This is a genomic window from Pseudomonas sp. 22189 (genome assembly GCF_052045635.1).
Classification (GTDB): Bacteria; Pseudomonadota; Gammaproteobacteria; order Pseudomonadales; family Pseudomonadaceae; genus Aquipseudomonas; species Aquipseudomonas parakoreensis.
Genome location: NZ_JBQEPG010000020.1, coordinates 39272 through 65050, shown reverse-complemented (window position 1 = coordinate 65050; position 25779 = coordinate 39272). Strand labels below are relative to the sequence as shown.

The 25779-nt window shown below is 60.1% G+C and carries 22 protein-coding genes and 1 pseudogene; 12 read left to right on the top strand and 11 right to left on the bottom strand.

Going from position 1 to position 25779, the window contains the following annotated elements; genetic code table 11:
• Nucleotides 1-22: 22 nt before the first annotated feature.
• From cyoE to hmpA, 8 genes are all read right to left on the bottom strand, one after another.
• Nucleotides 23-910: a heme o synthase gene (gene cyoE, locus ACTJKS_RS20495; RefSeq protein ID WP_003227980.1), complete on the bottom strand. Its 888-nt coding sequence runs from the start codon at nt 908-910 to the stop codon at nt 23-25.
• A 10-nt stretch (nt 911-920) separates the two neighbouring features.
• Nucleotides 921-1256, bottom strand: a complete 336-nt coding sequence (cyoD, locus tag ACTJKS_RS20490; protein WP_041071757.1) for a cytochrome o ubiquinol oxidase subunit IV — start codon at nt 1254-1256, stop codon at nt 921-923.
• Nucleotides 1256-1879, bottom strand: coding sequence for a cytochrome o ubiquinol oxidase subunit III (gene cyoC, locus ACTJKS_RS20485; RefSeq protein ID WP_003227982.1), 624 nt, complete (start codon nt 1877-1879; stop codon nt 1256-1258). Before cyoC ends, cyoD begins: the two co-directional genes overlap by 1 nt.
• 3 nt (nt 1880-1882) lie before the next feature.
• A complete protein-coding gene (cyoB, locus tag ACTJKS_RS20480; protein WP_003227984.1) occupies nt 1883-3910 on the bottom strand; it encodes a cytochrome o ubiquinol oxidase subunit I in 2028 nt (675 codons plus the stop codon).
• A gap of 3 nt (nt 3911-3913) precedes the next feature.
• Nucleotides 3914-4855: a ubiquinol oxidase subunit II gene (gene cyoA / locus ACTJKS_RS20475; RefSeq protein WP_440828982.1), complete on the bottom strand. Its 942-nt coding sequence runs from the start codon at nt 4853-4855 to the stop codon at nt 3914-3916.
• 826 nt (nt 4856-5681) lie between these two features.
• Nucleotides 5682-6191, bottom strand: a complete 510-nt coding sequence (locus ACTJKS_RS20470; protein ID WP_025109264.1) for a disulfide bond formation protein B — start codon at nt 6189-6191, stop codon at nt 5682-5684.
• Between the two features lie 25 nt (nt 6192-6216).
• On the bottom strand, nt 6217-6777 hold the full coding sequence (locus ACTJKS_RS20465; protein WP_041071753.1) for an ester cyclase: 561 nt from the start codon (nt 6775-6777) through the stop codon (nt 6217-6219).
• A 234-nt stretch (nt 6778-7011) separates the two neighbouring features.
• Nucleotides 7012-8193 (bottom strand): NO-inducible flavohemoprotein, encoded by a 1182-nt coding sequence (hmpA, locus tag ACTJKS_RS20460; protein WP_095668364.1) that lies wholly within the window; start codon nt 8191-8193, stop codon nt 7012-7014.
• Between the two features lie 162 nt (nt 8194-8355).
• Between hmpA and norR the strand changes: the two genes are divergently transcribed.
• The 5 genes from norR to ACTJKS_RS20435 all read left to right on the top strand — a co-directional run bounded on the left by norR (nt 8356) and on the right by ACTJKS_RS20435 (nt 12858).
• The gene (norR, locus tag ACTJKS_RS20455) at nt 8356-9909 is read left to right on the top strand and encodes a nitric oxide reductase transcriptional regulator NorR (RefSeq protein ID WP_262948230.1); all 1554 of its coding nucleotides are present in this window, start codon (nt 8356-8358) and stop codon (nt 9907-9909) included.
• 243 nt (nt 9910-10152) lie between these two features.
• Nucleotides 10153-11055 carry a chemotaxis protein CheV gene (locus tag ACTJKS_RS20450; protein WP_007968390.1) on the top strand — a complete coding sequence of 301 codons (903 nt, stop codon included), beginning with the start codon at nt 10153-10155 and terminating at the stop codon, nt 11053-11055.
• A 27-nt stretch (nt 11056-11082) separates the two neighbouring features.
• Nucleotides 11083-11541 carry a GNAT family N-acetyltransferase gene (locus ACTJKS_RS20445; RefSeq protein ID WP_262948231.1) on the top strand — a complete coding sequence of 153 codons (459 nt, stop codon included), beginning with the start codon at nt 11083-11085 and terminating at the stop codon, nt 11539-11541.
• A gap of 157 nt (nt 11542-11698) precedes the next feature.
• Complete coding sequence (locus tag ACTJKS_RS20440; RefSeq protein ID WP_262948232.1) at nt 11699-12022, top strand: hypothetical protein; 324 nt, start codon at nt 11699-11701, stop codon at nt 12020-12022.
• An 86-nt stretch (nt 12023-12108) separates the two neighbouring features.
• A complete protein-coding gene (locus ACTJKS_RS20435; protein WP_262948233.1) occupies nt 12109-12858 on the top strand; it encodes a YkgJ family cysteine cluster protein in 750 nt (249 codons plus the stop codon).
• Nucleotides 12859-12998: 140 nt separating this feature from the next.
• Here the strand turns inward: ACTJKS_RS20435 and ACTJKS_RS20430 are convergent, their stop codons facing one another.
• The 3 genes and pseudogenes from ACTJKS_RS20430 to ACTJKS_RS20420 form a co-directional block, all read right to left on the bottom strand.
• Nucleotides 12999-14102, bottom strand: coding sequence for a methyl-accepting chemotaxis protein (locus ACTJKS_RS20430; RefSeq protein WP_411157860.1), 1104 nt, complete (start codon nt 14100-14102; stop codon nt 12999-13001).
• Nucleotides 14103-14306: 204 nt separating this feature from the next.
• A pseudogene (locus ACTJKS_RS20425) lies at nt 14307-14588 on the bottom strand (PAS domain-containing protein); the annotation flags it as partial.
• A gap of 149 nt (nt 14589-14737) precedes the next feature.
• A complete protein-coding gene (locus ACTJKS_RS20420; RefSeq protein ID WP_041071739.1) occupies nt 14738-14977 on the bottom strand; it encodes a hypothetical protein in 240 nt (79 codons plus the stop codon).
• Between the two features lie 734 nt (nt 14978-15711).
• Between ACTJKS_RS20420 and ACTJKS_RS20415 the strand changes: the two genes are divergently transcribed.
• From ACTJKS_RS20415 to ACTJKS_RS20385, 7 genes are all read left to right on the top strand, one after another.
• Nucleotides 15712-16872 (top strand): efflux RND transporter periplasmic adaptor subunit, encoded by a 1161-nt coding sequence (locus ACTJKS_RS20415; RefSeq protein WP_108183740.1) that lies wholly within the window; start codon nt 15712-15714, stop codon nt 16870-16872.
• The gene (locus ACTJKS_RS20410) at nt 16869-19970 is read left to right on the top strand and encodes a multidrug efflux RND transporter permease subunit (RefSeq protein WP_041073133.1); all 3102 of its coding nucleotides are present in this window, start codon (nt 16869-16871) and stop codon (nt 19968-19970) included. Before ACTJKS_RS20415 ends, ACTJKS_RS20410 begins: the two co-directional genes overlap by 4 nt.
• A 7-nt stretch (nt 19971-19977) precedes the next feature.
• A complete protein-coding gene (locus ACTJKS_RS20405) occupies nt 19978-20655 on the top strand; it encodes a heavy metal response regulator transcription factor (RefSeq protein WP_007916978.1) in 678 nt (225 codons plus the stop codon).
• A complete protein-coding gene (locus ACTJKS_RS20400) occupies nt 20645-22009 on the top strand; it encodes a heavy metal sensor histidine kinase (RefSeq protein WP_262948234.1) in 1365 nt (454 codons plus the stop codon). The genes ACTJKS_RS20405 and ACTJKS_RS20400 overlap by 11 nt, the downstream gene beginning before the upstream one ends.
• 288 nt (nt 22010-22297) lie before the next feature.
• Nucleotides 22298-22519 (top strand): hypothetical protein, encoded by a 222-nt coding sequence (locus ACTJKS_RS20395; RefSeq protein WP_108183743.1) that lies wholly within the window; start codon nt 22298-22300, stop codon nt 22517-22519.
• A gap of 196 nt (nt 22520-22715) precedes the next feature.
• Nucleotides 22716-24032: an OprD family porin gene (locus ACTJKS_RS20390; RefSeq protein ID WP_108183744.1), complete on the top strand. Its 1317-nt coding sequence runs from the start codon at nt 22716-22718 to the stop codon at nt 24030-24032.
• Between the two features lie 225 nt (nt 24033-24257).
• The gene (locus ACTJKS_RS20385) at nt 24258-25763 is read left to right on the top strand and encodes a sensor domain-containing diguanylate cyclase (protein WP_108183745.1); all 1506 of its coding nucleotides are present in this window, start codon (nt 24258-24260) and stop codon (nt 25761-25763) included.
• Nucleotides 25764-25779: the final 16 nt, after the last annotated feature.

Genomic DNA, 25779 nt, shown 5'->3' with positions numbered 1-25779 from the left:
TTTTTCGTGAAGCCATCGAGCCTTACGGCGCGTACGTCAGCAGCAGCTCGGCCGGCACCTTGAAGTCCAGGGACATCATGACGCTCAGGGCGGTGATGGTGAAGATCGAGAACACGAACAGCTTGCGTGCCCAGACCGTGTCATCCACCGCCTTGTAGCCGGTCCAGGCCATGTACAACCAGTACATGCCCATGGCCGCGGCAACGGCGAGGTAGCTCATGCCGGCGTAACCGCTGAAGGTCAGCATCAAGGTCGCCACAAGGAACGCCAGGATGTAGAGCAGGATGTGCTTCTTGGCCACTTCAATTCCGCGCTTGACGGGCAACACCGGAATCGATGCGGCCAGGTAGTCGTTGAAACGGAAGATCGCGATGGCGTAGGAATGCGGCATCTGCCACAGGCTGAACATCACCAGCAGGGTCAGTGCGGCCATGTCGAAGCTGTTGGTCACGGCAACGTAACCGATCACTGGCGGCATGGCGCCCGACAGACTGCCCACCAGCGTGCCGTGCACCGACTTGCGCTTGAGGTACAGACTGTAGAAGCCGACATAGATGATGAAGCCGATTACCGCGAACAGGGCGGCCAACGGGTTGGCCACCTTGTACAACAAGGCAACGCCGAGAACACCCAGGATGGTCGCGTAGACCAGGGCCAGTTTCAGGGAGATCAAGCCCTGCACCAGCACCCGGTTCTTGGTGCGTTCCATCTTCAGGTCGATGTCGCGGTCGATGCAGTTGTTGAACACGCAACCGGAGGCCACAACCAGGGAAGTGCCGATCATGGCGGCCAGGAACACCGCCAGATCTACATGCCCTTTCGAGGCCAGGAAGAACCCGCCTGCCACAGAAAGCACGTTACCGAAAATGATCCCCGGTTTGGTGATTTGGATAAAGTGCTTGAGCGACATCGGGTCTACCTCACTTCGCCATCATGTACGTGTGGATGCTGAACATGATCCACAGCGACAGGCCAACCAGCAGCAGGATCACGATGGCCGTAAAGACAAACGCGATCACGTTGTTACGTTGTGCAATCGAACGGTCCAGGTGCAGGAAGTAGTACAGGTGAACGATCACCTGGATTACCGCGAACAGCAGGACGATTGCCAGCGTCGTGGACTTCGGCAAGGTCGGGTACATCACCAGGCCGAACGGGATGACGGTCAGGATCACCGACAGGATGAAGCCGATGGCGTACGACTTTACGCTGCCGTGGCCAGCATCATGGCTGTCATGGGAGTGTGCATTAGCCATTACAGGGTCCCCATCAGGTAAACAACGGTGAATACGCAGATCCACACCACGTCCAGGAAGTGCCAGAACAGGCTCAGGCAGCTCAGACGGGTCTTGTTGGTCGCCGTCAGGCCGTGCTTGTTGACCTGGTACATCATGATGCCCATCCAGATCAGACCCGCAGATACGTGCAGACCGTGGGTACCGACCAGGGTGAAGAACGCCGACAGGAAGCCGGAACGGCTAGGACCGAAGCCCTCGGAGATCAGCAGGTGGAACTCGTTGATCTCCATGGCGATGAAGCCTGCGCCGAGCAGGAAGGTCATGAACAACCAGCCCAGAACCTGCTGCTTCTTGCCTTTGTACAACGCCAGCATGGCGAAGCCGTAGGTGATCGAACTGAACAACAGCAGAGCGGTTTCGCCCAGCACGTATGGCAGTTCGAAGATGTCGTGGCCCGACGGGCCACCGGCGACGTTGTTTACCAGTACTGCGTACACCGCGAAGATCGACGCAAACAGAATGCAGTCGGTCATCAGGTAGAGCCAGAAACCGTATACGGTCATCTCGCCCGAGTCGTGGTGATGGTCATCGTGCCCATGGTCACCATGGGCGTGTCCAACATTGGTCACTAAGTTCGACATGGTTTAAGCCTGTTCCAACGAGGTTACACGGGTGGCATTGGCCGGGATTTTCCCTGCCGCGACCAGACGCTTGTGCTGCTCGGCTTCGATGCGCTCGATCGTTTCAACCGGAACCATGTAGCCCTGGTCGTCACGTGCCGCGTGGATCACGAAGTAGATGACAGTGCCGGCCAGGCTGGCGATCGCCAACCACCAGATGTGCCAGATCATCGCGAAACCGAAGACGGTCAGCAGTGCGCCCATCACCACGCCAGTGGCGGTGTTGTTCGGCATGTGGATCGGCTCGTACTTGGCCGGAGCCTGGTACGCAGTACCGTTTTCCTTGGCTTCGGTGAACGGGTCGATGCAGTCAGCCTTTGGCAGCACAGCGAAGTTGTAGAACGGAGGTGGCGACGAGGTCGACCATTCCAGAGTGTGGGCATTCCACGGGTCACCGTGTTCGCACATGTTCTCTGGCTTGTTGCGGTCACGCACACTGACGTACAGCTGGATCAGCTGGCAGGCGATACCGACAGCGATCATCACCGCACCGAACATGGCAACGTACAGGTACGGTACCCACTCAGGGTTGGTGGTGGCGTTCAGACGACGGGTCATGCCCATGAAGCCCAGTGCATAGAGCGGCATGAACGCGACGAAGAAGCCCGAGATCCAGAACCAGAACGCTGCTTTACCCCAGCCTTCGTGCAGCTTGAAGCCGAACGCTTTCGGGAAGTAGAAGCCGAAACCTGCGATGTAGCCGAATACCGCGCCGCCGATGATCACGTTGTGGAAGTGCGCAATCACGAACAGGCTGTTGTGCAGAACGAAGTCAGCACCCGGAATGGCCAGCAGTACGCCGGTCATGCCGCCGATGGCGAAGGTCACCATGAAGCCCAGGGTCCACATGACCTGGCTGGTGAAGCGCAGACGGCCCTGGTAGATGGTGAACAGCCAGTTGAACAGTTTCACACCCGTCGGGATGGAAATCAGCATCGTCGCCAGACCGAAGAAGGCGTTGACGCTGGCACCCGAGCCCATGGTGAAGAAGTGGTGCAGCCAAACCATGAAGCCCAGTACCGAGATCGCGCCCGAAGCGTAGATCATCGAGTGGTGGCCGAACAGTTTCTTGCCGGTGAACGCCGAGATCACTTCCGAGAAGATGCCGAATGCCGGCAGGATCAGGATGTAAACCTCAGGGTGGCCCCAGGCCCAGAACAGGTTGACGTACATCATTGGATTGCCACCAAGTTCATTGGTGAAAATGTGGAAATCCATGTAACGGTCGAGGGTCAGCAGTGCCAGGGTAGCGGTCAGGATCGGGAACGAAGCCACGATCAGGACGTTAGCCCAGGTGCAGGTCCAGGTGAAGATCGGCATGTCCATCAGTTTCATGCCAGGGGTACGCATTTTCAGCACGGTGGCGAGGAAGTTGACCCCCGTCAGCGTCGTACCCAACCCGGATAGCTGTAGCGCCCAGATGTAGTAGTCCATCCCCACGCCAGGGCTGTATTGCAGACCCGACAGCGGCGGATAGGCAACCCAGCCGGTCTTGGCGAATTCGCCGACGCCCAGGGACAGGTTGATCAGCACCACGCCGGACACCAGCAGCCAGAAGCTCAGGGAGTTCAGGAACGGGAAGGCAACGTCACGCGCGCCGATCTGCAGCGGCACTGCAAGGTTCATCAGGCCGGTGAAGAATGGCATCGCCATGAAGATGATCATGATCACACCGTGAGCGGTGAAGATCTGGTCATAGTGTTCAGGCGGCAGGTAGCCAGGCGAACCCTCGGTGGCCATGGCCAGCTGGGTACGCATCATGATCGCATCGGCAAAGCCACGCAGCAGCATGACCATGGCAACGATGATGTACATCACGCCGATTTTCTTGTGGTCGACCGACGTCAGCCACTCGGTCCACAAGTAGGTCCACTTCTTGAAGTAGGTGATTGCAGCGAACAACGCCAGACCACCGAGCGCGATCATCGAGATGGTGACCATCACGATCGGCTCGTGGAAAGGGATCGCTTCCCAACTTAATTTACCAAACATCGTTTACTCCTCTGCCCCGGCAGCTGAATGCGAATTCGAGTCCATGTCCGTTGCCGCCACTTCTTTCTCTTTCTTCTCGTGCTTCAGCGGCTTGCCCGGTTTCATGCCTTCGTACTTGTCGACGATGGTCTGGAACAGGTTCGGCGTGACCGAGGAGTAGAGCTCGACTGGATTGTTCTGGCTTGGCTTGGCAAGGGCTGCGTATTCAGCTTGTTCAAGCTGTTTAGGTGCCTTTTTGACTTCACTTACCCAGGCGTCGAAATCTTCCTGAGAAGTTGCGATCGCTTTGAATTTCATACCGGTGAAACCGGCACCGCTGTAGTTGGCGGAGATACCGTCCATTTCAGCGTTGCGGTCAGCGATCAGGTGCAGCTTGGTGGTCATGCCCGCCATCGCGTAGATCTGGCCGCCCAGGCCCGGGATGAAGAACGAGTTCATCACGGCGTCGGAGGTGATCCGGAAGTTCACCGGAGTGTGCGCCGGGAACACGATCTTGTTGACCGTGGCGATGCCTTGTTCCGGGTAGATGAACAGCCACTTCCAGTCCAGCGCAACGACTTCGATGGTCACCGGCTTGACGTCGGATTCAATCGGACGGTACGGGTCCAGTTTGTGGGTCGAAATGTAGGTGATGTAACCCAGAGCGATGATGATCAGAACCGGGATGGTCCAGACCGCCACTTCGATTTTGGTCGAGTGCGACCATTTCGGGGTGTAGACGGCATCCTTGTTGGACGCGCGGTACTTCCAGGCGAACAGGAAGGTCATGACGATAACCGGCACAACGACCAACAGCATCAGCAGCGTGGCGGTGATGATCAGGTTGCGCTGTTCCAGGCCGACCTGGCCCGTTGGATTGAGCAGGGTCATGTTGCAGCCTCCCAGCAACAACGTGCTGAGCAGCGGCACTAGGCCTAGTAATCTGGGGTACCTGTTTTTACTCATCTCACGACCTCTAAAGCAGCTTGCGCAATGCAGTTGGGTTTTGATCGCCAACACTTCACCCTGCCAAGGGTTGGCATTTTCTTTGGATTGAATAAGGGCCGCCCGTCGCGCGTCAGACGCTCGACAAAACCTTGGGACAGCGGTCAGTTCTTATTCGAATTCGTGGTCAAAGGCCTTGTTACAGACCAATTCCATTTGGTGCGGAAAGTTGGAAGGCACCGACACCTGGGTGTCTCGAAAGCCTTTCGGCCTGCTCGACACCCGACTTCCTGTCCAGTTCCTTAATAAAGGTTGAACAGTGCCGGGAATTCAGTGCGGGCGATTGTAGATAGGTAGCGCCCTATACACCATGTCTTATCCCGAAATAATTTTTATCGCTCAGAGCAACAATCCATCACCGTTTTTGCAAAAGTTCCGCATGTTATCGAAATCGATTCTCAACAAAAACACCAAAAAATGTAGGCCTATACACCTCAGTTCAGACAGCTCCTAAGGCTTTTTCCCGACACCGAATCGGCGCAAAGCCCGATATTCAAAGGCCTCTGGCCATCTGCCAGAGCCTGTTAAAACTGCCTGATCTGGCACCCACGTGCAAAACCAGAAAAATGCCGAAACAGACCAATCCTTTTTTGTAACATTACGCCAATCCGGGTTGCTGAAACGCCCTGCGACACGGCGTGTGTGACAACATGTCGCACACCTGTCGCACGCTCCATTGCCGTTCGTCACGGTGATTTCACAAACTCTCTGAAATGCAAAACGCCCCGAGCGGCTGATCCGCAAATCGGGGCGTTTTCTGTATCGGCCAATCCGTCGAAGAGTTGACTCAGCGCAGTGCTTTTCGGTTTCGCGAGGTCAGCAGCGGCACCAGGATCACCACCAGCACGAACGCCACCAGCGCCCATTGCGCCAGCGACAGACCAAGGATCGGAGGGTACGGCGTCGAGCAGAAACCGTCGACCTGGAAGCCCAGCGGGAAGATCTTCGCCAGCGGCAGGTCATCGACAATCGGCTGCAGCACATCGATGCCGCAGCTCACCGCCGGATAGAACTGGGTGTACACATGATGCCCGGCGACACCGGCGCCGGCGATCGCGCAGATCACCACCAGTACCTCAAATACCGTGATGCTGCGGCGGGTGCGCATGGCCGCGCCGATAAACGCGAACAACGCAATCAGCAGCAATGCATAACGCTGCAGGATGCACAGCGGGCATGGCGCCTCGCCCAGCACGATCTGCATGTACAGCGCGCCACCGATCAGTGCCAGGCAGATGATGCCCAGTAGCACCAGAAAGCGCCGCTCACGTCCCAGTCGAATCGTTTCCTCGCTCATCGCGTTTCCCTTGTATGTCCATGGTTCAGCTGGCTGGCGGCTGCGCTTGCAGTTGCGCCATCAGACTGATGTTGTCTTCGATATGCCAATTGGCCGCGATGCGACCGTTGTCGATCTGATAGATATCGGTTGCCCGGAAGTCTACACGCTGGCCCTGCCCTTTGAGAGCCTTGAACGTACCGCTGAAGTGGCCGCGAAAGTGCAGATGCACCACCACGCGGTCACCGGCAATGATCATTTGCTCGATTTCGCAACTCAGGTCTGGCACCGCCGTGCGAAAGAACTTCGACGCCAGCAACGGCCCGCTCGGGCCCTGCACCCGACCTTCGGGCGGGGTCTTGTCGACAAACTGCGGCGACAAGGCTGCCGTGGCCAGGGCCTCTTCCCCACTGTTCCAGAAACTGCCGTAACGCCGCGCCGCCAATTCCATTGCATCACGTTGAGCCTTGGGCAGGCTCTGATCGACGATCAGTGTCTGGGGTGCGATCAACGCCGATTCGGCCGAAGCAAACGGACTGGCCAGCAAAGCAGCCGACAGGCCAAGCATTGCCAGGCTCGAACGAGAGGAGAAGATGATGTGCGACATGGGGCGATCCTGATCAGTTAAACGAACGAGCGCCTATCATCAGCATCGGGGAATAAACGATAAACCGGTTAAGAAACGATTAACCTTTAAACACTTTTTAAGAATCAAGGTTGCGTAACGGCCATCGCGGATAAGCCCGCTCCCACAGATTCAGCGTCGTTCACACATTTTGTGCACGCCACAAATCCTGTGGGAGCGGGCTTGCCCGCGATGCAGACGACTCGGTGTTTGCAATTACTCCAAAGCCGCCGCCGGCCCGAAGAACTCATACCGGCTCTGCTGCTCAGGCACACCCAGTGCTTTCAGATGCCGCTTGATCGCGCCCATGAAGCCCTTCGGCCCGAGGAAGTAAGCATCGACATCCCGTTGCGCCGGCAGCCATTCAGCCAATTGCTCTTGGCTGAGCATTCCGACCTTGTCCGCCGCCGGGCTCACGCCGTCGTCTTCGGCGTAGCAATAGAAGCGCTTGAGCTGCGGATGGCGCGCCGCCAGCCCGTCGATCCAGTCGCGGAACGCATGCACGCTGCCGTTGCGCGCGCAGTGGATAAAGTGCACCGGGCGCTCGGTTTGCAACGCCGCTTCGAGCATCGCCAGGGTCGGGGTAATGCCGACACCGCCGCTGATCAGCACCAGCGGTTTGTCGCTGGCAGTCAGGGTGAACTCGCCCGATGGCGGGAACAGTTGAATGCTCGCGCCGACGTGCAGTTGATCGTGCAAATGGTTGGAGGCACGACCACCCGGTTCGCGTTTGACGCTGATGCGGTACTGACCTTTATTGGCCAGTGCCGACAGCGAGTAATTACGGCGGATTTCTTCACCATCGAGGATCAGCTTCATGCCGATGTACTGACCCGGCTCGGCGGCAAGGATCGGACCTTTGTCCGCCGGCTCGAAGTAGAACGAAATGATTTCCGCGCTTTCCTCAACCTTGTCCACCACGATGAACTCCCGCGCCCCGCGCCAGCCGCCGAGCGCTTGTTCCTTCTGGTCGTAGATCGCCGCTTCAGCGCCAATCAGGATCTCGGCCAGTTGCCCGTACGCCGCGCCCCACGCGCTCATCACTTCCGGCGTGGCGATTTCGTCGCCGAGCACTTCGGAAATGGCGCGCAGAAGGCAGGTGCCGACAATCGGGTAGTGCTCCGGGAGGATTTGCAGGGCGACGTGCTTGTTGATGATCTTCGCCACCAGATCGCCCAACTGGTCGAGCTGATCGATGTGTCGGGCGTACATCAACACGCCATTGGCCAAGGCACGTGGCTGGTCGCCGCTGGCCTGATGCGCCTGATTGAACAACGGGCGCACCTCAGGGTATTCGGAGAGCATCATGCGGTAGAAGTGGGTGATCAGTGCTTCACCGCCGCTTTCCAGCAGAGGCACAGTGGATTTGACAATGGCACGATCCTGAACGCTAAGCATAAGAGTGACTCCAGAGCTTTTTTGAGAATTGCCTTAGGCTTATCAGGTTTCATGCCAAATATTTTATCGTTATAAATCAATAGCTTAATTTTTACGTAGTCATTTTGACACGAAGCACTTTATAGTCATATCGACCACATCGAGTCTCTTTGACTACATACCATGACCGCCAAATCCCTGCTCACCGCTTTACTGCCGCTGGTCTCCGACCTGTCCCGCGAACTACCCGAGGGCGAGCGCTATCGGCGCCTGCTCGAAGCCCTGCGCGCCCTGCTGCCGTGCGATGCCGCCGCGTTGCTGCGCCTGGACGGCGAATGGCTGGTGCCGCTGGCGGTGAATGGTTTGAGTACCGACACCCTCGGCCGGCGCTTCAAGGTCAGCGAACACCCACGCTTCGAGATCCTGCTGGGCGGCGCCGGGCCGACGCGGTTCGCCGCCGACAGCGACTTGCCCGATCCCTACGACGGCTTGGTCGATGGTCTGGGCGATCACCTCGAAGTGCATGACTGCCTCGGCTGCCCGCTGTTCGTCGATGAAAAACTCTGGGGCCTGATCACCCTTGATGCGCTCGATCCGGAGCGTTTCGAGCCGATCGAACTCGACGCCCTGCAAGCCTTCGCCAGCCTCGCCTCGGCCACGGTCAACGCCGCTGAACGTATCGAACGCCTGGCGCTGCGCGCCGAAGACGAGCATCAGCGCGCTGAGGTCTACCGACAGGCCAGCGGTCAGCAGCAGCGCGAAATGATCGGCCAGAGCAAGGCGCACAAACGGCTGGTGGAGGAAATCAATCTGGTCGGCGGCAGCGACCTGACCGTGCTGATCACCGGCGAAACCGGCGTCGGCAAGGAGCTGGTGGCGCAGGCGATCCACGCCGCCTCGCCGCGATCCGACAAACCGCTCATCAGCCTCAACTGCGCGGCCCTGCCCGATACGCTGGTCGAAAGCGAACTGTTCGGCCATGTGCGCGGCGCCTTCACCGGCGCCACCAGTGACCGTCGCGGCAAGTTCGAACTGGCCAATGGCGGCACGCTGTTTCTCGATGAGGTCGGCGAACTGTCGCTGACCGTGCAGGCCAAGTTGCTGCGCGTGCTGCAAAGCGGCCAGTTGCAGCGGCTCGGCTCGGACAAGGAACATCAGGTCGATGTGCGCCTGATCGCCGCGACCAACCGCGATCTGGCCGAAGAAGTGCGCAGCGGCCGCTACCGCGCCGACTTCTATCACCGCTTGAGCGTGTACCCGCTGCGAGTGCCGGCACTGCGCGATCGCGGCCGCGATGTGTTGCTGCTCAGCGGCTTCTTTCTGGAACAGAACCGCTCGCGCATGGGCCTCAACAGCCTGCGCCTGAGCAGCGACGCCCAAGACGCGCTGCTCGCCTACACTTGGCCGGGCAACGTGCGCGAGCTGGAACACTTGATCGGGCGCAGTGCGCTGAAGGCGCTGGGCAATTGCAAGGTCAGGCCGAAGATTCTCAGCCTGAGCGCGGCGGATCTGGATTTGCCGCGGGAGGTTGTGGGTAACTCAATTGAGCCGGCTGCCGAGGTGCCCGCAATGCCGTTGATCAACGGCGATCTGCGCAGTGCCACCGAGCAATATCAGCGGCAGTTGATCAGTGCTGCGCTTGAGCGTCATCAGGATAACTGGGCGAGTGCGGCGCGGGAGTTGGGGCTGGACCGGGCGAATCTGGGGCGCATGGCCAAGCGATTAGGCATGAAATAATCACTTCATCCAGTTTGAGTGGATTCCTTGTGGCGAGGGGATTTATCCCCGATGTGCTGCGCAGCGGCACCAGGAAATGGGACTGCTGGGCAGTCCATCGGGGATAAATCCCCTCGCCACAGATGATTCTTGCCCTACCCGATAACCGACCTAAAGCCCACCCCGTTAACGCCGATAACCCGGCATCAATAGTTTCTGGCGATTTGCACCCTCGCCCATCACCTTTTTCCACAGAAGGTTTATATGTCTTCCACCAAAGCCCGCGCAGATTCACTTTCGCTTCTGCTGTTTACCTTGCGCAGCGGCAAGCTGATGGCGATCAACCTGCTGAAAGTCAGTGAAATCATTCCCTGCCCGCCGCTGACCAAAATGCCCGAGTCACATCCGCACATCAAAGGCATCGCCACCCTGCGCGGCGCGTCGCTGTCGGTGATCGACCTCAGCCGCGCCATTGGCGAGCGACCGCTGGAAGACCCGAACGGCGGCTGCCTGATCGTCACCGACGTCAGCCGTTCGAAGCAGGGTCTGCATGTGCAGGCGGTGAGCAAAATCGTCCATTGCCTGACCACCGACATCAAGCCGCCACCGTTCGGCTCCGGCGGTTCGCGCGCCTACATCACCGGCGTGACCTCGGTCGACGGCACGCTGGTGCAAGTGCTCGACATCGAGAAAGTCATCCACAGCATCGCCCCGGCACAAATCGAAATGGCTCCGACCGACCTGAGCATGGAAGACGCCGAAGTCCTTGGTAACGCACGGATTCTGGTGGTCGACGACAGTCAGGTGGCGCTACAACAATCGGTGCACACTCTGCGCAACCTCGGCCTGCAATGCCACACCGCGCGCAGTGCCAAGGAAGCCATCGACTGCCTGCTGGATCTGCAAGGCACCGCGCAGCAGATCAACCTGATCGTCTCCGACATCGAAATGTCCGAAATGGACGGCTATGCCTTTACCCGCACCCTGCGCGAGACACCGGACTTCGCCCACCTCTACGTGCTGCTGCACACCTCGCTCGACAGCGCGATGAACAGCGAAAAGGCCCGCCTGGCCGGGGCTAACGCGGTGCTGACCAAGTTCTCTTCGCCGGAACTGACCCAGCGTTTGATCGAAGCCGCCAAACACGTCGCAGCCAACGGTCATTGAGTTTTGAGCCAGACGTACTGCTTTTTGATGCGGCGCGACCTTCGTCAAGACGTGCCGCCGCCCCACTGGCCGGAAGGCATTGAACTGAGCGCTTACCGCCCGGAACTGGCGGCGGCGGTGCATCAGCTGATGCAACTCGGCTACCGTGAGGGCGGCGGTCGGGTGCCGGCACTGGAGGAATGGCAGCTGCGGTTTGAAAGCGATGCCGAATACGATCCTGAATTGTGCTTCATCGCCCGCGATAACGAAGGCGTGATCGGCGTGGCGCAATGCTGGACCAGTTCGTATATCAAGAATCTGGTGGTGCATCCGCGCGCTCAGGGCCGAGGTTTGGGTCGGGCGTTGCTGTTGAATGCATTCAAGGTGTTTCAGCAACGCCGTGAAGGGTTTGTCGATCTGAAGGTGCTGGAAGACAATCTGCGGGCGCAGCGTTTGTATGAAAGTGCCGGGATGTTTGTGGTTCGCCGGGAAATCGTGCCGGACTGATTCAAAGTCAAAAGATCGCAGGCTTCGGCAGCTCCTACAATGGAACGCATTCTCTGTAGGAGCTGCCGCAGGCTGCGATCTTTTAGCGATGTCTCGGCAACAAAATTCTTTAGGCATACTCCAACCTCTGGACACTCAAGACCAAGGATGCCGCCCCATGAAACCCCTCACCCTAAGCCTGCTCTGCCTCACCGCCCTCGCCTCCCAGGCCCACGCCTCCAGCCCCGACGCCTGGGCCGCTTACGATAAAACCGTGCTCGCCAGTTGCACCAAGGCCAGCGGCCTGAAAGACGCCAAACCGGTCGGCAGCCCCGCGCAATTCGATGACCGCGTCGGCTACACCGCCGTGCTGCTGCAAGGCCAATACCCGCAAAAACACATGAAAGGGCAGCAAGGCACTGAGCTGTGCCTGTACAGCAAAAAGTCGAAAACCGCGTTCGTCACCGAATGGGACTCGATCCGCCCGACCGCCAAGCCTTGAGGGCTGGCGCACAACTTGCTTCGATCAGCCTCAGCCTGGCGACTTTACGTCGCCGTTTCACACCCTGATTGAAGATTGATCGTGCAATGAATACGACATTTTCCTGCGTCGGCTGCGGCAAATGCTGCACCGACCACCATGTGCCCCTGACCCTCGCCGAAGCCCGCATGTGGGCGGCGGACGGTGGTCAGGTGATCGTGCTGGTGGAGGCCTTTCTCGGCAGCGGCCTGGGCCTGCCGGCGCAGCAGCGTGAACACGCTGAACGACGTTCAGCGGCAGTGCGCAGCGGTACCACCGAGGCCCACGTGGCAATCACTTTCGCCGCCTACAACGTCGGTCGCTGCCGGAATCTTGACGAAGACAACCTGTGCCGCATCTACGAGCGCCGACCGTTGGTGTGCAGGATTTATCCGGCAGAAATCAATCCGCACATCCCGCTCAATCCGGCCGCCAAGGATTGCCCGCCAGAGTCGTGGCAGCAGGGGCCGCTGCTGATTGTCGGTGGGGAGCTGGTCGACCAGGAGCTGTTGGAATTGATCCAGCGTTCACGCCAGGCTGATCGCGACGACATCCGGATCAAGGACGCGATCTGTGCCGCACTGGGAATTCGCACCACAGCACTCAAGGGCGATGGGTTCACCGCGTATTTGCCGCAGATGGACGCTTTTGCGGCTGTGATCGATCAGGTGTCTTCACAGCCACTGAACACAGCATCCAGTGAATGGCTGTTTCATTTGTCCGGAGACGACGTGGCCGGGCAATTGCTGGCGGCCGGTGCGCAGGTGGTGACGGAGCCGGCGCAGACGTATGCGTTCATTTCGCTGCGCGCGGCTTGATCGGAAATTCCTGCCGATTGGACTGGCCTCATCGCTGGCAAGCCAGCTCCCACAAGGTTCCATGTCGTGCACAAGTCATGTGAACACTCGAGAAACCTGTGGGAGCTGGCTTGCCAGCGATGAGGCCAGTGGCAACAGCATCAATCCTGGCCTTGCCGCCGCCCCCAGAACTCCCGCGCCAGCAAGCGCAAATCCCCCGCCAACCCCGCCACATCCTCAGAGTTGCGTTGGCTCAGCCGCCCCTCATCCACCGTCAATTCGGACGCCGTGCGAATGCTGACGATATTGCGATGGATGTCTTCACTCACCGCGCTCTGCTGCTCCACCGCTGCGGCAATCTGCAGACTCATCTCGGTAATCTGCTCGACCCGCTCGCTGATTCCATCGAGCGCCCGCGCCGCACGCTGTGCCTGTTCGACGCTGTTATCCACATGCTCACTGCTTTGCTGCATCACCAGCACCGCATCGCGCGCGCCGTTTTGCAGGGTGCTGATCATCCGCTGAATCTCGTTGGTCGATTGCTGCGTGCGCCGCGCCAACCCGCGCACCTCATCCGCCACCACTGCAAAACCGCGCCCGGCATCGCCCGCGCGCGCCGCTTCGATCGCCGCGTTAAGCGCCAGCAGATTGGTCTGCTCGGCGATGCTGCGGATCACCTCCAGCACCCCGGAAATCTCGCTGCTGTGGCCTTCGAGCTGATGGATCACCTCGGTCGCCCGCCGCAATTCCTCGGCCAGACGCAACACCGCACTGCGACTTTCACCGACTAGCCAATGCCCTTCGCGGGTTTCCGTATCGGCCAGGTCCGCCGCCACCGACGCCTGCTGCGCATGGCTGGCGACTTGCGCGACACTCGCGGCCATTTGGTGAATCGCTGCCGCCACCTGATCGGTTTCCGCCTGCTGCGCCAGCGAACTGCTGTGGCTTATTTGCAGATGATCAACCAGTTGCGCCGCATGCCCGGCCAACTGTTGCGATGCGTCCCCCATACGCCCGACCACCGCGCCGACCTGGGCTTCGAGCATCTGCAGGGCAAACTCGATCTGGCCGAACTCATCGCTGCGCCCGGTGTAAATGCCCTGGCTCAACGGATTGTCCGCGATCTGCCTCGCGCGTTCGGTCAACTGCTCCAGCGGTCGCAAGATCCAGCGCACGCCCACCGTGCAAAGTCCGCTACCGACGACAAACGCAACCGCGTCGAACCACGCCGACTCCGGGCGCAACCAAGCCTCGATCCCCAACACCAGCCCCAGCAACGCACTGGCCAACGCCGTGATCCTGCCGCGCAAACCTAACCTGAGCAGCGGCCGCCTTCCCTTCAATTCGCCACGCAACTGCGCATAAACCCGCTCCGCCGCGGCCACCCATCGCGCATCAGGCCGGGTGCGCACCGACTGATACTCCACCGCCACGCCGTTCTGCGTGACCGGCGTGACATAGGCGCTGACCCAATAATGGTCGCCATTCTTGCAACGATTCTTCACCAGCCCCATCCACGAACGACCGCTCTTGAGCGTCTGCCACATATGCGCAAACGCCTGCGCCGGCATGTCCGGGTGACGCAACAAGTTATGCGGCGTGCCGAGCAATTCGTCGCGGCTATAACCGCTGATCTGAATGAAATCGTCGTTGGCGTAAGTGATCGCGCTGGTCAGATCGGTGGTCGAAAGAATGTTCGCATCCAGCGCCACATCGACGTTACGGCCGGTTACCGGGAGATTGATCTTCATGGAAAGCGCGCTCGTTTTATGGGAAGAGTCGGCAGGGCTGCTGACTCTAAGCGCACCAATTGGTCAAATATTGATCTGGCTCAGGGGATGAGCACTTAGCCATCACTGCGACGGAAAATCGCAGTCGATGGCTGAAGGCGGGATGAAACTCAGCGCTTGCCCATCGAACGGCGGGTACCCGGCGGGGCCATGCCCGGGGTCTTGGTGTGACCATTCTTGGCGCCGTTCTTGTACCACGGCTGATTCGAACCCTTGGCGGCCGCCAGTTCACCCGGTTTGAACGGAAACTTGAAAGCCGGGATCTCGGGTTTGGTCTCGCTGGCGTCGGTCAGTTCAGCCGGGACATCGCTCACGGCGTCGTCAACCGGCGGTTGGGTCGGGGAAGTCATAAAAGCTCCGCAAAGCAAAAAGTCCGGCCCGAACAGTGAGCCGCGAAGGCGCGCAGTATACCTGCGCGCCCGGACTCGGCACCTGAAGATTTGCAGCGGCTGTCAGGCCGTCTTCGCGAGCAGGCTCGCTCCCACAGGTGGACAGAGTACACCCGCCAGAGATTGGTCGGCTGTCAGGCCGCCATCGCTGGCAAGCCAGCTCCCACAAAAGAGCAAAAGCAAAAGCAAGATCAAAAGATCGCAGCCTGCGGCAGCTCCTACAGGGAAAACAAGTACAACCCGCACGCGGCGCAGCCGCCCCACTCAACAGGATGAGCGCAAGCTCGGCTGCAGCTCTTGATCTTGATCCACGGGCGACATCGGAAGGCTGAGCGGAGGGATTGATCCGGGCGTGGGAGCGCAGCGACCGTTTGGCGCAGCCGAACACAGCGAGAGGAGGTGCAGCGAAGCAAACCGTAGGCGCTGCGCCCGGATCGATCCCGCAGCGAAGGGACCCAGAGCCCCAGCGAGCGGGCCGAACGCAGGAGCAAGCGTTTTTTTGCTTACTTTTTTTAGGCGTTTGTAAAAAAAGTGAGTCGCCGTCAGGGCGAAACCCTAATCAGCCACACCCGCAGAAACGGATATACACCCCGGCGAAACTGACAGCGCTGACAGCTAGCCGTCACCCTCCTGACCTGCAGACAGGTTTATAAAGACAACAACCCTGCCCAAACTCCGTCCGGCGCCCACCCCGCATGCGAATCCAAAAGAACAAAGCCCTGCTCGCCACCCTGTTGATCGTCCTCGCAGGCGCAGGTCTGTGGTACGTCCTGAAACCTGCCCCGACCAAACTGGCCACCCCGACCGCCATCCCGGTCCGCGTCGTCACGGTCAGCGAAAAAGACGTCCCCCGCTACACCAGCGGCATCGGCTCCGTACTCTCATTACACAGCGTCGTAGTGCGCCCACAAGTCGACGGCATCCTCACCAAAATCCTCGTCAAGGAAGGCCAACTCGTCAAAGCAGGCGACCTGCTCGCCACCATCGACGACCGCTCGATCCGCGCCAGCCTCGACCAGGCCCGCGCGCAACTGGGCGAAAGCCAGGCACAACTGCAAGTCGCCCTGGTCAACCTCAAGCGCTACAAACTGCTCAGCGTCGACGACGGCGTCTCCAAACAGACCTACGACCAGCAACAGGCACTGGTCAACCAACTCAAGGCCACCGCCCAAGGCAACCAGGCCTCGATTGACGCGGCGCAGGTACAACTTTCCTACACGCAGATCCGCTCACCAGTCACCGGCCGCGTCGGTATTCGTACAGTCGACGAAGGCAACTTCCTGCGCATGACCGACACCGCCGGCCTGTTCACCGTGACCCAGATCGACCCGATTGCCGTGGAGTTCTCGCTGCCGCAGCAAATGCTGCCGACCCTGCAGGGCCTGATCAACGATCCGCAGCACGCACAGGTCAAGGCCTACATCGGTGCCGACACCGATGGCGAAACCGGCAACCTGCTCGGCGAAGGTCACCTGACCCTGATCGACAACCAGATCAACGCCAACACCGGCACCATCCGCGCCAAGGCCGAATTCGACAACGCCAGCCAGAAGCTCTGGCCGGGCCTGCTGGTGACGGTAAAAATTCAGACGGCACTGGATAAGAATGCGCTGGTGGTACCGCCCACTGTCGTACAGCGCGGTCTCGATCAACACTTCGTTTACCGCGTGAACGGCGACAAAGTCGAAGCCGTGCAGGTGCAGATGGTTTATCAAGGCAGCGGCCAGGACATCATCAAAGGCGTGAAGGCTGGTGATCAATTGGTCAGCGACGGCCAGTCACGGCTCAAACCCGGCTCGACCGTGCAGGTCATGACCGAGCCGCCGCAGGTGGTGCAAGCGGAGCCCAAGCCATGAAGCAGCACACAGGCGTCTCCACCTGGTGCATCGATCACCCGGTCGCGACGATTCTGCTGACCATCGCATTGGTGCTGGTCGGCGTGATTGCCTTCCCGCGCCTGCCGATCGCCCCACTGCCGGAAGCGGAATTTCCGACAATTCAGGTCTCGGCGCAGTTGCCCGGCGCCAGCCCCGACACCATGGCTTCGTCCGTGGCCACGCCGCTGGAGGTGCAATTCAGCGCCATCCCCGGCATGACCCAGATGACCTCCAGCAGCGCGCTCGGCTCCAGCCTGCTGACCCTGCAATTCACCCTCGACAAGAGCATCGACACCGCCGCTCAGGAAGTCCAGGCCGCGATCAATACCGCCGCCGGCAAGCTGCCCAAGGACATGCCGACCCTGCCGACCTGGAAGAAGGTCAACCCGGCCGACAGCCCGGTACTGATCCTCAGCGTCAGCTCGACGCAAATGCCCGGCACCGAACTCAGCGACCTGGTGGAAACCCTGCTGGCGCGTCAGATCAGTCAGATCGACGGTGTAGGCCAGATCAACATCACCGGTCAGCAACGTCCGGCGATCCGTGTGCAGGCCTCGGCCGACAAACTGGCGGCGATCGGCCTGACACTCGCCGACATTCGTCTGGCGATCCAGCAGACCAGCCTCAACCTCGCCAAAGGTGCGTTGTACGGCGAATCGAGCATCTCCACGCTGTCGACCAACGATCAGTTGTTCCACCCCGAGGACTACAGCCAACTCATCGTTTCCTACAAGGACGGCGCACCGGTTCACCTGCGCGATGTCGCCAAAGTCGTCAACGGTTCGGAAGATGCCTACGTGCAGGCCTGGGCCGGTGATCAACCCGGGGTGAACCTGGTGATCTCGCGGCAACCGGGGGCGAACATCGTCGAAACCGTCGACCGCATTCAAGCCGCCCTGCCCGGCCTCGAAGCCATGCTCCCGGCCTCGGTGCAAGTAAAAACCTTGATCGACCGCACCCAGACCATTCGCGCCTCGCTGCATGAAGTCGAGATCACTCTGCTGATCGCGATTCTGCTGGTGGTGGCAGTGATGGCGCTGTTCCTGCGCCAGTTGTCGGCGACCATGATCGTCTCGGCGGTACTCGGCGTGTCGCTGACCGCCAGTTTCGCCCTGATGTATCTGCTGGGCTTCAGCCTGAACAACCTGACGCTGGTGGCGATCGTCGTCGCGGTCGGGTTTGTCGTGGACGATGCGATTGTGGTGGTGGAGAACATCCACCGGCATCTGGAGGCCGGCGACAGCATGCGCGAAGCGGCGGTCAAAGGTGCCGGCGAGATCGGCTTTACCGTGGTGTCGATCAGTTTCTCGCTGGTGGCAGCGTTTATTCCGCTGCTGTTCATGGGCGGTGTGGTCGGGCGGTTGTTCAAGGAATTCGCCCTGACGGCGACCTCGACCATTCTGATTTCGGTGGTGGTGTCGCTGACCCTCGCGCCGACGCTGGCAGCGCTGTTCATGCGCAAACCGGTGCACCACGCCCACGACAAACCGGGCTTCAGCGAACGCTTGCTGGCCTGGTACGAAAAAGGTCTGCGCCGCGCCCTCGCCCACCAGAAACTGATGATCGGCGTGTTCGGCCTGTCGCTGGCACTGGCGATTGCCGGTTACATCTTTATCCCCAAGGGTTTCTTCCCGGTTCAGGACACCGGGTTTGTCCTCGGCACCACCGAAGCCGCTGCCGATATTTCCTACGGCGACATGGTTAAAAAACACTTGGCGATGGCCGAAATCGTCGCCGCCGATCCGGCCGTGCAGGCGTTCTCGCACTCGGTCGGTGTGTCCGGCAGCAACCAGACCATCGCCAACGGCCGCTTCTGGATTGCTTTGAAAAAACGCGGTGACCGCGATGTCTCGGCCAGCCAGTTCATCGACCGCATTCGTCCGCAACTGATGAAGGTTCCGGGCATCGTCCTGTACTTGCGCGCCGGCCAGGACATCAACCTCAGTTCCGGCCCGAGCCGCGCGCAGTACCAATACGTACTCAAGAGCAATGACGGCGCAACCCTCGCCACCTGGACCCAGCGTCTGACCGAAAAGCTGCGCAGCAACCCGGCGTTCCGCGACATTTCCAACGACCTGCAACTGGGCGGCAGCATCACCCACATCAGCATCGACCGCAGCGCCGCCGCGCGTTTCGGCCTGACGGCGAGTGATGTCGACGAGGCCCTGTACGATGCGTTCGGTCAACGGCAGATCAACGAGTTCCAGACCCAGGTCAACCAGTACAACGTGATTCTCGAGCTGGACACCAAACAACGCGGCAAGGCCGAAAGCCTCAACTATTTCTACCTGCGCTCGCCGCTGAGTGGCGAGATGGTGCCGCTGTCGGCGCTGGCCAAATTCGATGCGCCGACCATCGGCCCGCTATCGATTGCCCATGACGGCATGTTCCCGGCCGCCAACCTGTCGTTCAACCTCGCGCCCGGCGTGGCCTTGGGTGATGCGGTGATTCTGCTCAATCAGGCCAAGGCCGAAATCGGCATGCCGACCGCGATCAGCGGCAACTTCCAGGGCGCGGCGCAGGCGTTCCAGAGTTCGCTGGCCAGTCAGCCGTGGCTGATTCTCGCGGCGCTGGTGGCGGTGTACATCATTCTCGGCGTGCTTTATGAGAGCTTCGTGCATCCGCTGACGATCATCTCGACCCTGCCGGCAGCCGGTCTCGGTGCGGTGATCATGCTGTGGATCTGCGGCCAGGACTTTTCGATCATGGCGTTGATCGGCTTGGTGTTGCTGATTGGTATCGTCAAGAAGAACGGCATCCTGATGATCGACTTTGCCCTCGAGGCGCAGCGCAATCGCGGCTTGCCGCCGCAGGATGCGATTTACGAGGCGTGCCTGACGCGATTCCGGCCGATCATCATGACCACCCTCGCCGCCCTGCTGGGTGCCCTGCCGCTGATGCTCGGTTATGGCACCGGCGCCGAACTGCGCCAGCCGCTGGGGATCGCGGTGGTGGGCGGCTTGCTGGTCAGCCAGATGCTGACGCTGTTTACCACGCCGGTCATATACTTGTGGCTTGAGCGGCTGTTCCACAGGCCCAAACCTGTGCCCACGACGGCATTGGCGACTACAGACTGAGGCGGTCATGCGCGTTCTGATTATCGAAGACGAGGAAAAAACCGCGGACTATCTGCACCGCGGTCTGACGGAACAGGGTTACACCGTGGACCTGGCCCGCGACGGCGTCGAAGGCCTGCACCTGGCGCTGGAAAGCGACTACGCGGTGATCGTCCTCGACGTGATGCTACCGGGCCTGGATGGCTTTGGCGTGCTGCGCGCATTGCGTGCACGCAAGCAGACCCCGGTGATCATGCTCACCGCCCGCGAGCGCGTCGAAGACCGGATCAAGGGCCTGCGTGACGGCGCCGACGATTACCTCGGCAAACCGTTTTCCTTCCTCGAACTGGTGGCCCGCCTGCAGGCGCTGACCCGACGCAGCGGCGGGCATGAACCGGTACAAGTGAGCATCGCCGACCTGTGGATCGACCTGATCAGCCGCAAGGCCACCCGTGCCGGCACCCGACTGGATCTGACGGCGAAAGAGTTCTCGTTGCTCAGTGTTCTGGCGCGCCGACAAGGTGAAATCCTTTCGAAAACCGCAATTGCCGAGATGGTCTGGGACATCAATTTCGACAGCGACGCGAACGTCGTCGAAGTCGCGATCAAGCGTCTGCGCGCCAAGCTCGACGGGCCGTTCGACGAGAAACTGCTGCACACGATTCGCGGCATGGGTTATGTGCTGGAGAGCCGCGGTGTCCAGTAATTCGATTGCCCTGCGTTTAAGCGGGATGTTTACGCTGGTGGCGCTGCTGGTGTTTCTGTTGATCGGCGGCGCGCTGTATCAACAGGTCGACAAGGGCCTGGGCCTGCTCCCGGAAGCCGAGCTGGATGCGCGTTACAGTGTGCTCGAATCGGCGCTCAATCGTTACGGCACACCCGAGCATTGGGTGAAGATCAACGCCAAGCTCAAGCTGCTCGGCGAAGAGGACAAGCGCATCCGTTTCTGGGTGGTCAGCGCTGATCCCGGTTACGAGTATGGCGAGCCTGACGCGCAAATCCGCGCCTTCGCCCAAGGCCCGACCGGCATGCATGATCTGCAGTTGCCTGAACATCCTTATCCGCTGAAAGTGCTGCTCACCGAGTTGCCGGCCAAGGATCAGCGCCCGCCGCTGCGGTTCATGATCGGCATCGACACCGAAACGTTCCACGAGACCCAACACAAACTGTTGATCGCTCTCGTCAGCCTCGCGATTGTCGGTGTACTGATGGCCTCGGCGCTGGGGTACTGGGTCGCGCGAATCGGCCTCAAGCCGTTGATCAAACTGTCGGACGAAGCCCAGCGCCTCGCGCCCCCCCTGCGGGCCGGACGTTTGCGGATGTCGCCATTGCCGCCGGAGCTAGAGCAGTTTGTCGATTCGTTCAACTCCACGCTGGAGCGGGTCGAACAGGCCTATTCGCGCCTGGAATCGTTCAACGCCGACGTCGCCCATGAACTGCGCTCGCCACTGACCAACCTGATCGGCCAGACCCAGGTCGCGCTGACCCGCGGGCGCTCCGCCGAGCATTACTTCGAAGTGCTGCAGTCGAACCTCGAAGAGCTGGAACGCCTGCGTTCGATCATCAACGACATGCTGTTTCTGGCCAGCGCCGACCAGGGCAGCAAGGCCACCAAACTTACCGAGACGTCTTTGGCCGATGAAGTCGCGACCACGCTCGAGTACCTGGATTTCATCCTCGAAGACGCGCAAGTGCAGGTGCACGTCAGTGGCGATGCGCAGGTGCGGATCGAGATCGCGCATCTGCGCCGGGCGCTGATCAACCTGCTGAGCAACGCCGTGCAGCACACCGAGCCGGGCAAGGTGATCGAAGTGCGCATCGAAGTTGAAGATCATCAGGTCAGCATTGGCGTGGCCAACCCGGGATCGCCGATTGCCAGCAAGCACTTGCCGCGACTGTTCGAGCGCTTCTACCGGGTCGATGCCTCGCGCAGCAACAGCGGCAACAACCATGGATTGGGGCTGGCGATCGTCAAGGCGATTGCGCTGATGCACGGTGGGGATGTGTTTGTGCGCAGTGATCGGGGGATGAATACCTTCGGGATTCACCTCCCCGTTTAATCGCTGATTAAAGTCCCCTGTGGCGAGGGAATTCATCCCCGATGGGTTGCGAAGCGACCCCAAAATCAGCAATCGCGATCTTCCTGACAAAACCAGTACAAAGGATTGAGGGCTGCTTCGCAGCCCATCGGGGATGAATCCCCTCGCCACAAGGAATGGCGTTCACCCGAGGTTGATCTTTGCTTTTGCTGTAACAGTCATTTATGAAAATCACGCTGTTTCCCAACGCTCGGCAACCTTATCTTTGCCCGCACCAAACAGCACTTGCCAAGCAAGAAGGTTTTCAAGATGTCCAACAGTATGGGTATTGCCAGCGCTTTCGTTTTGTCCTCATTGATCCTGTCGCCAATGGCGATGGCTGAAGAATCGCAGGCGTTCGTCGCGCAGAATGCTGCTCGCGCTCACGCCTTCGAGCAATCTCAGGCAGAAGTGATGGCCAAGTCGCAAGACGCCTCGCAAGCCCCACAGGCCGCCACTTCCCAGGCTCAAGCGACCGAGAAAGACAGCTGAGTCGCGCACCGCGAAACATTTCCCTCGACGCGGTTGTTTGGCTCTTCCCGTTCAACCGTCGTCCTTCCAGGCCGCTGCCTTTCAGCGGCCTTTTTTCGTTGTGGTCTGAAAGCCGTTTGGTTCGTCTGTAACAACAAGAAATATCCCGCACCTCAAGACATTGAAGTGTCAGTTGACCCAAGGAGCTCCGTCGCAAGTGCGTTACCCAGTCAGTTTCACCCCGCTGTTCATTGCAATTGCCGCAACGATTGCCCCCACAGCCCAAGCCGACGAAGCCGCCAAACAAGGCTTCATCGAAGGCTCGAGCCTCAACCTCAACGCCCGCAACTACTACATGAATCGCAACCGTCTGCAGCAGACGGACGACAACATCGAGTGGGGCCAGGGTTTTCTCGGGATTTTCCAGTCGGGTTACACCGAAGGCACGGTCGGCTTCGGCATCGATGCCCACGCCATGCTCGGGCTGAAGCTCGACGGCGGTGGCGGTACCGATGGTTCGAGCATCCTGCCGATTAGCGATGGCAACGGCAAAGCGCCGGGCTCGTTCTCGACTGCGGGCGGCACGTTGAAGATGCGCGCGTTCGATACCGAGCTGAAGACCGGTGACCTGTTCCTCACCAACCCGGTGATTGCCGGCGGTGATTCGCGCATGCTGCCGCAGACCTTTCGTGGCGTGAGCCTGACCAACCACAGCTTCGACGGCTGGATGTTCGAAGGTGGTCAGGCCAGTTTTACCAAGCCGTACAATCAGAGCGGTCGCCAGCGCATCGGCACGTCCTACGGCAAACTCGCCGAGGGCGACGAAAGCCGTCACCTGAACTGGGCCGGCGTGTCCTGGAGCGGCGTCGAAGGCCTGACCAGCAATCTGTACGCCGCCGAGCTGAAGGACATCTGGAACCAGTACTACTACGACCTGGATTACACCTGGCAGTTGACCGATCTGGTCAGCCTCAACCCGGGCCTGCACTTCTATCACACGCAGGACACCGGCGACGCGCTGCTGGGCAACATCGACAACAACACCTACAGCCTGCATTTCACCGTCGGCATCGGCAGCCACAGCGTCACCGCTGCGTACCAGCGCGTGAACGGCAACACGCCGTTCGACTACATCAGCCAGGGCGACAGCGTTTACCTCGACAACTCGCAACAGTACTCGGACTTCAACGGCCCCAACGAGCGCTCGTGGAAGCTCAAGTACGCCTACGACTTCGCCGGTCTCGGTCTGCCGGGTCTGACGTCGGCAATTTCCTATTCGCGTGGCACCGTGGACCTGACCAAGGTCGATCCGGACAGCAAAGGCTATGCCTCGTGGTACAGCGCCGCCGGTCGCAACGCCAAGCACTGGGAACGCGACCTCGATCTGAAATACGTGGTGCAGAGCGGCCAGGCGAAAGATCTCGCGGTGCGCCTGCAATGGGCAACCAACCGTGGCGGCAACGGCTACGGCGCGATCGATACCGACACCGATGAATACCGGGTGATTGTCGACTACCCGATCAACGTCTTCTAAGATCACCTCTAGGTCAGTTACAACTGACACTTTTTTTGACTGAAATAGATTTTGTGGCGAGGGGATTTATCCCCGATGGGCTGCGCAGCAGACCCTTTTTTTGGGGCCGCTTCGCAGTCCATCGGGGATAAATCCCCTCCCCACAGTAGATCTGTTTTAGTGTTATCCCCCGCAGTGTTTGTGCAACTACTCTTATAAGTCTTACCCCAACCGACAGCCCCCATCATGATCGCGAGCCGTACCCCACCTCTGGCGGGCAAGCCCGGACGCCCCGAATTGCTGCTGATCTGCGGCAGTTCCCTGACCGTGATCGCGATTCTGTGCATCGTCACTTTTCTGCTGATTCGTGAGCACGCCAACGCTCAGGAAGCGGCCACCCGCAGTGCCACCACCATCGCCCAGTTGATCGACGCCGACGTCCTGCGCACGGTCGAGTTGTACGACCTGACCCTGCAAGGCCTGATCGCCGCCGCCCAGCGCGATGACTTGCGCGACGTCACCCCGCAGATTCGCCATCTGGCACTGTTCGACCGTTCGACCACCGCGCGTTTCAAGGGCGACATTCTCCTGCTGGACAAGCATGGCGATGTGGTTGCCGACTCATCGCGGATCGAACCCAAACCGGGCAACTTTGCCGATCGTGATTACTTTCTCGCCCACGCCTTCAACCGCGATACCGGCATGTTCATCAGCCGCCCATTCAAGACTCGCTGCGATTGCGACGACGCCAATCAGTGGCGCATCAGCTTCAGTCGGCGGATCTCCTCGGACACCGGTGAGTTCGCCGGCGTGGCGGTGGCGTCGATGAAACTCGACTACTTCGATCAGTTGTTCAACAGCCTCGACATCGGCAAAGACAGCACGCTGAACATCATCAACAGCGACGGCGTGCTACTGGCGCAGAAGCCGCATCTGCAAAGCGACTCCATCGGCAAGAGCTTCGGCAACCGACCCAACGTGGTGCGGATTCTCGGCGACAAGAATGGCAGCGGCAGTTTCACCAGCACTTCGAGCATGGACCACCAGCAACGGCTCTACACCTATTCGCGGGTCGGCAACTTGCCGCTGACGGTGATGGTCGCGCTCTCCAGTGATGAGGTGTTCGGCACTTGGCGGCGCACGGCGCTGTTGATCAGTGGCGCCACCGGCGTGCTGTGTGCCGGGCTGCTGTGGCTGACCTGGCTGCTCGCCCGCGAGCTGCGTTTGCGCCAGCGCGCCGAACGCGAGCTGGCGCAACTGGCTGCCACCGATGCGCTGACCGGCGTGGCCAACCGGCGGATGCTCGATCAGTCGCTGCGCCACGAATGGTTCCGCGCCCAGCGTTCGGGCAAGCCGCTGTCGGTGATGATGATCGATGCCGACCACTTCAAGGCGTTCAACGACCGTCACGGGCATCAGGCCGGTGATCAGGCGCTGCGCGAACTGGCCAGGGTTATCACCGCGAACGTGCGACGACCGGGTGATCTGGTCGCCCGTTACGGTGGTGAAGAGTTCTCGGTGATCCTCGCCGAGACCGACAGCAGCGGTGCCCGGCAAATCGCTGAACACATTCGTCAGGCGGTGGAGCAGATGCCGAGGGTCGAGGGCGCGGACGTGGCGATGACCGTCAGTATCGGTATCAGCACCTGGACGGCAACGGTCGAGATGTCGCTGGAGCAACTGCTGTTTGCGGCGGACAAGGCGCTGTATCAGGCCAAGGAGAGCGGTCGCAATCGCGTAGTCAGTTCGTAAGATCAAAAGATCGCAG